Source organism: Halalkalibacter suaedae, from assembly GCF_017939705.1.
GTDB lineage: Bacteria > Bacillota > Bacilli > Bacillales > Bacillaceae_D > Halalkalibacter > Halalkalibacter suaedae.
Genome location: NZ_JAGKSQ010000005.1, coordinates 135,980 through 148,272, shown reverse-complemented (window position 1 = coordinate 148,272; position 12,293 = coordinate 135,980). Strand labels below are relative to the sequence as shown.

Sequence of the window (12,293 nt, the reverse complement as noted above, 5' to 3'; positions counted from 1 at the left end):
CTGGAGGAGATGATTGAATGGGAAAGCGACTTGATATAAAGAAAATATTAGTTATTGGCTCAGGTCCAATTGTGATCGGACAAGCAGCAGAATTTGATTATGCAGGAACTCAAGCTTGTCAGGCTTTAAAGGAAGAAGGATATGAGGTTATTTTAATAAACTCTAACCCAGCAACAATTATGACAGATACAACGATGGCAGATCGTGTCTATATTGAACCAATTACACTTGAATTTGTTAGTAAAATTATTCGCAAGGAACGTCCAGATGGAATTGTTGCGACACTTGGTGGTCAAACCGGTTTAAATATGGCAATGGAGTTAGAACAATCTGGCATTCTAGAACGTTATCAAATTGAACTTCTAGGTACAGATCTTGACGCGATTCGTCAAGCAGAAGACCGTGATCTGTTCCGTACGCTAATGCATGAATTAAATCAACCAGTACCTGAAAGTGAGATTGTTCATACACTTGAAGAAGCTCAAGAGTTTGTTAAAATAGTTGGCTTCCCGATCATTGTTCGACCTGCCTACACATTGGGTGGAACAGGTGGGGGAATCGTTGATAATGATGAGGAATTAAAAGAGATAGTTACAAGTGGTTTAAAATATAGTCCAGTTACGCAATGCTTAATTGAAAAAAGTATTGCTGGTTTTAAAGAAGTCGAGTATGAAGTCATGCGTGATGCAAAGGATAATGCAATTGTTGTTTGTAATATGGAAAATATCGATCCAGTTGGGGTTCATACTGGGGATTCAATCGTTGTTGCACCAAGTCAAACATTAACAGATCGTGATTACCAACGCCTGCGTAATGCATCATTAACGATCATTCGTGCACTTGGCATTGAGGGTGGTTGTAATGTTCAATTTGCTCATGATGCTTATAGTGATCAATATTACATTATCGAAGTGAACCCACGCGTTAGTCGTTCATCGGCACTCGCATCTAAAGCAACAGGTTATCCGATTGCAAAGATGGCCGCGAAAATCGCGGTTGGCTATAGCTTAGATGAATTAATGAACCCGATTACTGGGAAAACATACGCTAGCTTTGAACCAGCACTGGATTATGTTGTCTCCAAAATCCCGCGCTGGCCATTTGATAAGTTTGATGCAGCAAACCGTTCATTAGGAACGCAAATGAAGGCGACTGGTGAAGTAATGGCAATTGGTCGTAACTTAGAAGAATCGTTACTAAAAGCAGTCCGTTCACTTGAAGCAGGATATGATCATCTCTACGATAAAAAAATTGCTCAAATTGATACTGATACTCTGCTTGCTCGTATTCCAAAAGCAGATGATGAGCGTTTGTTTGTTCTAGCTGAATTGCTTCGCAGAGGGGAAGCGGTTCAAACGCTTTGTGATTTGACTAAAATTGATCGATTCTTTATGCAGAAAATAAGTAGAATCATTACATTAGAAAAAGAATTAATTGATCAACCGAATAATATTGAATTATTAGCAAAAGCAAAAGAGCGTGGCTTTTCAGATTTAGCATTAGCACGCATATGGAACAAAGAAGAGCTTGACATATACAAGTTGCGTCAACAAGAAGGAATTGTCCCTGTTTACAAAATGGTTGATACTTGTGCAGCGGAGTTTGAATCAGCAACTCCTTATTTTTATGGAACATATGAAGAAGAAAATGAATCCATACAAACAGATAAGAAGAGTATTCTTGTACTAGGCTCTGGGCCAATCCGGATTGGACAAGGAATCGAGTTTGATTACGCAACCGTTCATACGGTATGGGCAATTAAAGAAGCTGGCTATGAAGCGATTATCATGAATAATAACCCTGAAACAGTTTCAACTGACTTTAGTACATCAGATAAATTGTATTTTGAACCATTAACAGTTGAAGATGTCATGCATGTTTTTAATCAAGAAAAACCAGAAGGTGTCATAGTACAGTTTGGTGGTCAAACAGCAATCAATCTTGCTGCGGACTTAGAGGCAAGAGGCGTTCCAATTATCGGTACATCACTTGAGAGTATGGATCGTGCCGAGGATCGCGACAAGTTTGAACAAACACTACTTTCACTAGATATTCCTCAGCCACTTGGACGTACAGCAACGTCGGTTGAAGGTGCAATTGAGATTGCAAGTGAAATTGGTTACCCAGTTCTTGTTCGCCCTTCTTACGTACTTGGTGGACGTGCAATGGAGATTGTATACAAGGAAGACGAATTATTAAACTATATGACAAATGCAGTGAATGTAAATCCTAAACACCCAGTCTTAGTTGATCGTTATCTTACAGGAAAAGAGCTTGAGGTTGACGCAATTTCAGATGGTGAGAATGTCTTTATACCAGGAATTATGGAGCATATTGAACGTGCAGGTGTTCACTCAGGTGACTCAATTGCGGTCTATCCGCCACAAACTGTTCCTGATCATCTGAAGCAGAAATTAATTGATCGAACGATCTCAATTGCTAGAGGCTTAAAAATTGTAGGACTCTTAAATATTCAATTTGTCTGGCACAAGGATGAGGTTTATGTGTTAGAAGTAAACCCACGTTCAAGTCGTACAGTGCCATTTCTAAGCAAGATTACAGGTGTTCCAATGGCTAATCTCGCTACAAAAGTTATGCTAGGTAAAAAGCTACCAGAGCTTGGCTATGAAACTGGCTACCAAGAAGAGGCAAAGGAAGTGTCCGTAAAAGTTCCTGTGTTCTCGTTTGCAAAATTGCGTAGAGTCGACATTACACTTGGGCCTGAAATGAAATCAACAGGCGAGGTAATGGGAAGAGATCATACACTTGAGAAGGCTTTATACAAAGGGTTAATTGCTTCTGGGATGAGCATTCCGACACACGGATCAGTGTTATTCACAGTTGCTGATAAAGACAAGGATGAAGCGTTAAGTCTCGTTGAACGTTTCCATCATCTTGGATTTGATATTATGGCGACTGCTGGTACAGCGACATTCATTAAGGAAGTAAATATTCCAGTCACTGTTGTAAATAAAATTGGCGAGGCAAAGCCACATTTACTAGATGTCATCCAACAAGGGCAAGCGCAGTTTGTTATTAATACGTTAACAAGAGGAAAACAGCCAGCTAGAGATGGCTTCCGGATCCGTCGTGAATCTGTAGAGAATGGTGTAGTTTGTTTAACTTCTATTGATACAGCTGAAGCACTTCTGCGAGTACTTGAATCAATTACATTTTCGTCTGAACATATGCCACAAATGCAACAATAGAGAGAAGGAGGGACAAGCATGAGAAAAGAAAATTTAACGATAACAAAACAGCGTGCCCTCACGTCAAATATAATGGAGCTTACATGTGTAGGTCCATTAGCGAGTGAGATGACAGAACCAGGGCAATTCCTTCATTTGCGCGTAGGAACGAGCGATGATTTATTGCTTAGAAGGCCGATTAGTATTTGTGATGTCAACCTTGATGAACAAAGTGTGACGATGCTTTACCGAGTTGAAGGACAAGGGACGAAGCGCTTGTCTGTTAAGCAAGAAGGTGAACAAGTCGATATACTTGGTCCACTAGGAAATGGGTTTCCACTAGAGGAAACCCAACCTGGGGAAACAGCTGTGCTAGTCGGTGGTGGAATTGGTGTCCCTCCTCTCTATTATTTGTCTAAACAGTTAAAGGCTCGTGGAGTCAATGTTGTGCATATCCTTGGATTCCAGAGTGTAGAGAATGTCTTTTATGAGCAGGAGTTTCAAGAGCTTGGTCCAACATATGTAGTGACAGTTGATGGGACATACGGGTCAAAAGGGTTTGTTACAGATGTGCTTAAAGACCAACAACTTTCTTTTGACACAATGTATTCCTGTGGCCCAACACCAATGCTAAAGGCTTTATCAACTATTTATGCAGATCAACGTGTCTTTCTTTCTCTAGAGGAGAGAATGGGCTGTGGTGTAGGTGCTTGTTTTGCCTGTGTATGTCATGTAGTCGGCGATGAAACAGGAACAAGCTACCGTAAAGTATGCACAGACGGACCGGTATTTCCAGTTGGGGAGGTTGTCCTATGAGTCGGTTAAAAGTTGAACTACCAGGCTTATCAATGAGAAACCCAATTATGCCGGCTTCAGGCTGCTTCGGGTTTGGTAAAGAGTATGCCCAATTTTATGATCTTGAGTTACTAGGTGCAATTGCAATTAAAGCAACGACGGCTGAAGCAAGATTCGGTAATCCAACACCTCGTGTTGCTGAGACAACTGCTGGAATGTTAAATGCAATTGGACTTCAAAACCCAGGGCTTGAGGGGGTCATGAATAACGAACTCCCATGGCTTGAGCGCTATGATGTACCAATTGTAGCCAATGTTGCTGGCACAGAAATCTCTGATTATATTGAAACGGCCGCAAAATTATCTAAAGTCAAGAACGTACATGCACTTGAACTAAATATTTCTTGTCCGAATGTGAAGCAAGGTGGGATCGCTTTTGGAACAGTACCCGAGGTAGCTGCAGAGCTGACAAGAGAAGTGAAAAATGTTTCGGATGTGCCTGTTTATGTTAAGCTTTCTCCGAATGTGGCAGACATTGTAGCGATTGCAAAAGCGGTTGAAGCTGCTGGAGCAGATGGATTATCAATGATCAACACATTACTTGGGATGCGCATTGATTTACGTAAAAGACAACCAATTCTCTCAAATGGCTATGGTGGACTTTCAGGACCAGCAATAAAGCCTGTTGCCATTCGAATGATCCATCAAGTTAGTCAAGTAGTGAACATTCCGATTATCGGAATGGGTGGCGTGCAAACAGCCGAGGATGTTGTTGAATTTATGTTAGCGGGAGCTAGTGCAGTAGCGGTCGGGACGGCTAATTTCACTGATCCCTTTATTTGTCCAACCATTATTGAGGAACTTCCACGTTTACTTGATGAGCTAGGGGTAGAACAAATAACCGATCTAATTGGAGGGAGCTGGAAAAAATGCAACGTCCTCTCATAATCGCTCTTGATCTAGACAATAAAGAAAAGAGATTGGCTTTACTAGAATCATTAAAAGGCGAATCTCTCTATGTAAAAGTCGGGATGGAGTTATTTTACCGTGAAGGAAATAAAGTTATTGAACAACTAAAGGAAGAGGGTCACCGCATCTTCTTAGATTTAAAGCTGCATGATATTCCAAATACCGTTCAGAGAACGATGAAAGAACTCGCTAAGCTAAATATCGATATTGTTAATGTGCATGCTGCTGGTGGTCAAAAAATGATGGCTGGGGCAAGAGAAGGTTTAGAGACTGGAACATCTTCAGGAAGCAGAAGACCTGTTTTGATTGCTGTTACACAGTTAACTAGTACCGATGAACAAACAATGCAAGATGAGCTCTTAATTCAACGTCCGTTAACTGAAGTCGTGCAATCCTATGCCTTACTAGCGAAATCAAGCGGGGTAGATGGTGTCGTTTGCTCTGCCCAAGAGGTTCCATTGATCCATCAAGCTTGTGGCACTTCTTTTTATACAGTCACTCCTGGTATTCGAAGAGTAGGAGATGAAGTTGGTGATCAGAAACGTGTGGTGTCACCAGGCCAAGCTAGAGAACTAGGCAGTTGGGGGATTGTCGTTGGCAGAAGTATAACTGGAGCGAATGATCCTCTACAGGTCTATCGTGAAATGAAACAACAATGGGAGGGACTATAATGAAAGAGACGATTGCTAAGCATTTACTAGATATTGAGGCAGTTCACCTGCAACCAAACGATCCATTTACATGGACCTCAGGAATGAAGTCACCAATCTATTGTGATAATCGATTGACATTGTCATATCCGGCTGTTCGTAAAGATATTGTAACGGCATTTACGCAACTAATTGAAGAAAATAATCTTAACGACGTTGATGTTATCGCAGGTACGGCTACTGCGGGGATCCCTCATGCAGCTCTCTTAGCTGAAAAGTTAGAATTGCCTATGGTTTATGTTCGTGGAAGTGCAAAGGGCCATGGTAAGCAAAATCAAATTGAAGGTAAGATTGCAAAGGGACAGAAGGTCATTCTTGTTGAAGATCTGATCTCAACTGGTGGAAGTGTTATTCAGGCGGCAGAAGCATTACGGGCCGCTGGTGCAGAAGTAATTGCCGTTGTTGCCATCTTTACATATGAATTTCAAAAGGCGACAGACGCTTTTAAAGAAGCGAATCTCCAATCGTATATCATCACTTCGTATTCCACGCTCTTAAATGTTGCTAAAGAGAATGGTATGATAGCAGCAGCTGACGTTTCAAAACTAAGTGAGTGGAGAAAGGATCCTACTTCAACAGAGTGGATGAACGTTTAGCAAGTAAGCAAGGCAGGGTGATGACGATGAGAAAAATGAGTGGGAATGATTTTGATTCACTTGTTTCATTTTTTGATGAAATGGCTCAAACAAACTGGCTATCGACAATCCATGATCAATTAAAAAGTCTGTCTGGTAGTTGGGAAAATAAGACCGTAGTAGATGTTGGTTGCGGAACAGGGCGATTGCTTTATAGAGGGCTAGAAGAAGCCAATCAACTTATTGGCATTGATTTGTCAGAACAGATGGTCGTTGCGGCAGAGGGTTTGCTCCGCTCGCCAGAAATGAAGGCAAAGATTGAGGTAGTAGTTGGCGATGCCTATAATCTCCCACTTAAGGAAAGCTCAGTCGATGTTGCTCTTTCTACCTGTGTTATGTTTCTTCTACCAGAACCGGAAAAAGGACTCATAGAATTGAAAAGAGTGCTTTGTTCAAATGGTGTCTTAGCGATGCTAAATCCCGCTCCTGAAATGAATCCAAGTAGAGCTCGGGCCTATGCCAACGACCACCAAATAAATGGATTTGAGCTTGAATCCTTGCTAGCTTGGTCTAATGTTTCAACAAAGAGGCATCGTTATACGAATGAAGAATTAACAAAGCTTTTGAACACAATAGGATTCACAAATATCAAACATGTTCAAGTTTTAAGTGGACTCGCGACAATTACAATCGCTTTGAACGTTTGAAAATGATTAAAAGGAAGAGGGTGCCTGAGTTTAGGCACCCTCTTCTTCATCTTCGGTAATTACTTTCTTAATGAACGAACAAGATCTTCGTTAGGGGTAACAAAAATGGTCGTTTGTTTGTCATAAGTAACAAAGCCTGGCTTTGCTCCGTTTGGTTTTTTGACATGACGTATTTTTGTGTAATCAACTGGGACTGAGCTAGATAGTCGGGCTTTACTAAAGAAGGCAGCAACGGTAGCAGCTTCTAATAGGGTTTGATCATCAGGCTCTGTGCTTCTAATTAACACATGTGAACCAGGAATATCTTTTGTATGTAACCAGATTTCATCCTGTCTCGCAAATTTCATCGTGACATATTCGTTTTGTTTATTGTTTTTACCAACATAAAAGTCAATACCAGTCGAAGAAATGTATTGTTCAATTTGTGGTTTGACTTCTTTCTTTTTCTTTTTTTGTTGTCTTCTTCTAATATAGCCTTCGTCCATGAGCTCTTCACGAATTTCCTCAATGTCTTTTGGTGAGGCACTTTCCATTTGTTGAATCAGTTGATCAAAATAAATAACTTCTTCCTCTGTCTTGTTAATTTGCTCGATGACAAATGCAACAGAATTCTTTGCTTTATTATAGCGTTTAAAGTACATTTGGGCATTGTCTGAAGGATTCTTTTGTGGATCTAACTCAATCGTAATCATAGCACCATTTTCATCATAATAATCAAGGACTTCTACCTTCTTATCGCCTCGTTTAATGCTATGTAAATTTGCAGTAAGTAGTTCCCCTAGCTTTTGATATTCCTTCGCTTGATCAGCCTGGACCAATGTCCGTTCAAGTTTCTTGATTTTCTTTTTGTTTTTCTGCCATTCATTTTTTAGGAACCGTTCTAGGTCATGTGCCTGCTGTTTGACGCGGTCTCGCTCTGCCTTGCCAAAGTAAAAGCGATCTAAGAGTTCACTAACGGTTGAAAATCTTTTTCGTTCTCCGCTCAAATGTGTTAAAGGGATGATCGAAAATAATTCTTTGCCATTGCTTGTAAGCATTTCTGGTGTGTATTTATTCTCACGTACTGAATCAATTACTTCTAATACGGCCTTTGGCAATGTAACGCGGTTAACAACAGGTCCGGCTCTGTGAACCATTTCCTTGGCCAAAATCGGAGAAAGGCCAGCAATCTGATCAACAAGCTGGCGATCAAGCTTCCCTGAGTTGAAATCTAGCAAGCGAAGTAGTCCATCCTCATCTAGATCAAAAGGATTTTTCTTGTCTTGTTCAGGGGGCTGCTTGTATAGATGACCAGGAAGAACCGTTCGAAAGCTACTCTGGGCTGGACTAATATGTTTAATACTATCTAGGATTAGTCCTGACTCTTGATCTACTAGACTAATATTGCTGTGGCGTCCCATGATTTCCACATATAATTTTTTGAATGTTTCATCACCCAGTTCATCTTTATTACGAATGTGGAAGATAATAATTCGTTCCATTTCTAATTGTTCAATCTGTTCAATCATAGCTCCTTCTAAATGCTTTCTTAAAAGCATGCAGAACATTGGTGGAGCAGATGGATTATCGTATTTCTCTGTAGTCAGATGAATACGTGCAAAATTTGCATTAGCTGAAAGTAATAACTGATGGTTTGTTCGATTAGAACGGATAGTGAAAATAAGTTCTGTTTTATATGGTTGATAAATTTTTGATATACGTCCTGACGTTAACAACGTTGCTAGTTCGTTTGTCATCGCCCTTGTCATGAAACCGTCAAATGACATGGCTACAATCATTCCTTTCTTTACTACTTTGCTTAGTATAGCATGTTTTCTGGAGTGAATTAAGCTTACATACCCTATAGAGCTTATGAATTTATGTTTGCACTTGTTGTGAAAGAGTGATTTGGTTAAAATGAAGAGTGGATGTGATAATATGAAAAGTATGACAGGGTTCGGATCTTTCTTACTTAATAACGAGAAGATCACCGTTAGCGTTGAAGTAAAGTCCGTCAATCAACGCTTTTTAGAATGCCAAATTAGATTACCAAAACCAATTCCAGCTCTTGAAGAGAAGGTTAAGCTAAAGGTGAAAGAGTTTATCAATCGTGGGAAAATTGAGCTTTCAATTGTAGTGGAAGGTGAAATACATACAGCTCGCAACTTAAAATTGGACGAGAACTTAATTGAACAATTTATCGAAGCATCGAGGTCCTTGCAGGGAAAATACAAAGAACTACGCCCGTTAGATGTGAATGAGTTATTAATGAATAAGGAACTTGCAACAATTGTGGAAGCTGAGGATGACTTTTGCACTATTGAAGAGACGATGATTCTTCAGGCAGTTGAACAGGCTCTTCAATCTCTTGTAACAATGAGACAAAAAGAAGGAGAGCATCTTTTTAAGGATATGCAAATTTGGCTGACAGAGATTAAAAGCTGTTGTGACCGAATCGAGCATATTCTTCCAATTGTCATTCAAAAGTATGAAGAACGCTTACAGAAGAGAATCGATTCTTTTCTAAATGGTGAATGGACAGTTGAAGAAGGAAGAGTTCTAACAGAGGTTGCTATATTTGCAGATAAAATCGATATAAGCGAGGAAATTGTTCGTTTGAAAACCCATTTGGAGCAGTATATTCATTACTGTAATCAAGATGAACCAATCGGAAGGCGCTTAGATTTCTTAATTCAAGAAATGAATCGTGAAGTGAATACAATTGGAGCAAAAGCATCAGATACGACTGTTAGGCAACAAGTGGTCGAAATGAAAGGCTTTATCGAAAAATTAAAAGAGCAGGCCCAAAATATAGAATAAACTAGAATTCCCACGAAGTTTCGTATATAGTTAGATTAGTTTGGATAACAATGGTGAGAGCAGTGCTCTCCTAAAGTGGGGGTCAATATGAACATAAAACTAATTAACATAGGCTTTGGTAATATTGTATCAGCTAATCGAATTATTTCCATTGTCAGTCCAGAGTCAGCACCTATTAAGAGAATTATTCAAGATGCAAGAGACAGAAACATGTTAATTGATGCAACATATGGTCGACGTACTCGTGCCGTGATTATCGCTGATAGTGATCATGTTATCTTAAGTGCGGTTCAACCAGAAACAGTAGCACAGCGGTTAACAAATAAAGAAGAGGGATCTGAGGATTCTTAACCTTAAAAAGGTTATACTTTGTACATAAATGCATTGCAGGAGGTATCCATGAAGAAAGAGAAAGGTCTATTACTTGTTTTATCTGGTCCAGCTGGCGTTGGGAAGGGAACAGTCTGCGGAGCTCTTCGTCAGGAAGAAACATCTGTTCAATATTCAGTTTCAGCTACAACAAGGGCTCCTAGAGCAGGGGAAACAGATGGAGTAAACTATTTTTTTAAAACAAGGGAACAATTTGAAAAAATGATCGAGCAAAATGAATTATTAGAGTGGGCTGAATATGTGGGTAACTACTACGGTACACCTATTGATTATGTAAAAGAAACAATCAATCAAGGAAATGATATTATTCTTGAAATTGAAGTTCAAGGTGCTCTGAAAGTCAGAGAACGCTTCCCGGAGGGCGTTTTTATTTTCTTAATGCCACCTAGTCTAGCTGAGTTGCGAAATCGTATCGTTGGTCGTGGCACTGAAACAGAAGACATCATTAATAAACGTATGACAGTTGCACGAGAAGAAATCGATATGATGAAAAAGTATGACTATGTTGTTGAGAATGATCAAGTTGAACTTGCGGTTGAACGAATTAAATCAATTGTTACTGCGGAACATTGTAAACGCGAACGCCTAATAGACAAATACAAAGAATTAGTGGAGGTTAATTAATATGCTATATCCTTCGATTGACTCATTACTTACAAAGTTAGACTCTAAGTACACTCTAGTGACTGTAGCTTCAAAGCGTGCTAGAGAGATTCGTGAAAACCACAAGCGTGTTCCACTCATAACAAAGCCAGTATCTTATAAGCCTGTTGGAATGGCTCTTGAAGAGATTGTCGATGATCAGTTACATTTTGTTCGTTTAGTCCCATTAGAGGATGAAGAAGAAGGAAGAGGCTGACCAAAAAGGGTTACAATGAGGGTGTCTCAAAAGGTCATTTATGGCCTTTTGAGACACCTCATTTGTTTTAAAGACATGGAGGAAAAGGGGAGTCGAGTATGATAAAAGGGAAAAATATTGTCTTGGCTGTTAGTGGGGGAATTGCCGCATTTAAGGCTGCAGCATTAACTAGTCAAATGGTACAGGCAGGAGCCAATGTAAAAGTAATGATGACTTCCTCCGCTCAGAAATTTGTCACGCCATTAACCTTTCAAGCACTATCACGTCATGCTGTTTTTGAAGATACATTTAACGAACCTGATCCGAGCAAGATTGCCCATATTGATTTGGCGGATTGGGCTGACGTGATTGTTGTCGCCCCAGCAACAGCCAATATTATTTCAAAGCTTGCTCATGGAATGGCGGACGATATGATTACAACAACAATTCTTGCTACAAAGGCTAAAGTGTTTATTGTACCTGCAATGAATGTCAATATGTATCAAAGAGCAGCTGTTCAACGAAATTTCCAGACTTTAAAACAAGATGAATTCTCTTTCATTGAAGGGGACGAAGGATATCTAGCATGTGGTTGGGTCGGTAAGGGGAGAATGGCCGAGCCTGAGGCGATTGTAGATGTTTTACATACATATTTCCACAAAGATGAGCCTTTAAAAGGTAAGAATGTGTTAATAACAGCTGGTCCCACTCAGGAAAGGATTGATCCAGTAAGGTTTTTTACTAATCATTCCACGGGGAAAATGGGCTATGCCATAGCAGAGGCAGCACATGAATTAGGGGCAAATGTAACGCTCATTTCAGGACCGACGAATCTTGCTTGCCCTAACGGAGTTCACATTATTAACGTCACATCAGCACAGGAAATGCTTGAGGCTGTCTTAGCGAACTTTGAGCGAGCTGACCTTGTCATTAAGTCTGCTGCCGTTGCCGATTATCGCCCAAAAGAAACATTTGTACATAAACGCAAGAAACAACCAGGACAGTGGTCGATCGAGATGGAGCGTACGACCGATATTTTAAAGATGCTTGGGGAGAGAAAAACAACACAAATATTAGTCGGTTTTGCAGCGGAATCGGAACATCTGATTGACAATGCGAAAAAGAAACTTGAAACAAAGAATCTCGATTTCATCATTGCCAATAACATCATTGAAGAGGGCTCAGGTTTCAAAGGTGATACGAATAAAATTACTACAATATCTAAAGGTGGAGAGATAAAAGAACATCCACTGCTTTCTAAAAAAGAAACTGCTCGTACGATCTTAAATGAGGTCATACCTTTATTAGAAAGGATGAGGTAGT

Annotated in this window: 12 protein-coding genes; 11 read left to right on the top strand and 1 reads right to left on the bottom strand. The window is 40.0% G+C overall.

Annotated elements, in window-relative coordinates; genetic code table 11:
• The first annotated feature begins 17 nt into the window (after positions 1-17).
• The 6 genes from carB to J7W16_RS13210 are packed head-to-tail and all read left to right on the top strand — an operon-like array spanning position 18 to position 6,943.
• Positions 18-3,209, top strand: a complete 3,192-nt coding sequence (gene carB, locus J7W16_RS13235) for a carbamoyl-phosphate synthase large subunit (RefSeq protein ID WP_210597796.1) — start codon at positions 18-20, stop codon at positions 3,207-3,209.
• A gap of 18 nt (positions 3,210-3,227) precedes the next feature.
• On the top strand, positions 3,228-4,004 hold the full coding sequence (locus tag J7W16_RS13230; protein ID WP_210597795.1) for a dihydroorotate dehydrogenase electron transfer subunit: 777 nt from the start codon (positions 3,228-3,230) through the stop codon (positions 4,002-4,004).
• Complete coding sequence (locus J7W16_RS13225) at positions 4,001-4,930, top strand: dihydroorotate dehydrogenase (RefSeq protein ID WP_210597794.1); 930 nt, start codon at positions 4,001-4,003, stop codon at positions 4,928-4,930. Before J7W16_RS13230 ends, J7W16_RS13225 begins: the two co-directional genes overlap by 4 nt.
• Positions 4,912-5,622, top strand: a complete 711-nt coding sequence (gene pyrF, locus J7W16_RS13220) for an orotidine-5'-phosphate decarboxylase (protein WP_210597793.1) — start codon at positions 4,912-4,914, stop codon at positions 5,620-5,622. Before J7W16_RS13225 ends, pyrF begins: the two co-directional genes overlap by 19 nt.
• Positions 5,622-6,257: an orotate phosphoribosyltransferase gene (gene pyrE, locus J7W16_RS13215; protein WP_210597792.1), complete on the top strand. Its 636-nt coding sequence runs from the start codon at positions 5,622-5,624 to the stop codon at positions 6,255-6,257. Before pyrF ends, pyrE begins: the two co-directional genes overlap by 1 nt.
• Positions 6,242-6,943, top strand: coding sequence for a class I SAM-dependent methyltransferase (locus J7W16_RS13210; RefSeq protein ID WP_346726931.1), 702 nt, complete (start codon positions 6,242-6,244; stop codon positions 6,941-6,943). Before pyrE ends, J7W16_RS13210 begins: the two co-directional genes overlap by 16 nt.
• Positions 6,944-7,002: 59 nt before the next feature.
• On the opposite strand, the gene J7W16_RS13205 is transcribed toward J7W16_RS13210, so the two are convergent.
• Positions 7,003-8,709: an Rqc2 family fibronectin-binding protein gene (locus J7W16_RS13205; RefSeq protein ID WP_210598034.1), complete on the bottom strand. Its 1,707-nt coding sequence runs from the start codon at positions 8,707-8,709 to the stop codon at positions 7,003-7,005.
• A gap of 151 nt (positions 8,710-8,860) precedes the next feature.
• Here J7W16_RS13205 and J7W16_RS13200 point away from each other — a divergent pair, with 151 nt between their 5' ends.
• From J7W16_RS13200 to coaBC, 5 genes are all read left to right on the top strand, one after another.
• Positions 8,861-9,742 carry a YicC/YloC family endoribonuclease gene (locus J7W16_RS13200; protein ID WP_210597791.1) on the top strand — a complete coding sequence of 294 codons (882 nt, stop codon included), beginning with the start codon at positions 8,861-8,863 and terminating at the stop codon, positions 9,740-9,742.
• Between the two features lie 87 nt (positions 9,743-9,829).
• Positions 9,830-10,093, top strand: coding sequence for an extracellular matrix/biofilm regulator RemA (gene remA, locus J7W16_RS13195; protein WP_210597790.1), 264 nt, complete (start codon positions 9,830-9,832; stop codon positions 10,091-10,093).
• 48 nt (positions 10,094-10,141) lie between these two features.
• Entirely contained in the window at positions 10,142-10,756 is a 615-nt protein-coding gene (gmk, locus tag J7W16_RS13190; protein ID WP_210597789.1) for a guanylate kinase, read from the top strand.
• Position 10,757: 1 nt separating this feature from the next.
• Complete coding sequence (gene rpoZ / locus J7W16_RS13185) at positions 10,758-10,991, top strand: DNA-directed RNA polymerase subunit omega (protein ID WP_210597788.1); 234 nt, start codon at positions 10,758-10,760, stop codon at positions 10,989-10,991.
• Positions 10,992-11,089: 98 nt separating this feature from the next.
• Positions 11,090-12,292 (top strand): bifunctional phosphopantothenoylcysteine decarboxylase/phosphopantothenate--cysteine ligase CoaBC, encoded by a 1,203-nt coding sequence (coaBC, locus tag J7W16_RS13180; RefSeq protein WP_210597787.1) that lies wholly within the window; start codon positions 11,090-11,092, stop codon positions 12,290-12,292.
• Position 12,293: the final 1 nt, after the last annotated feature.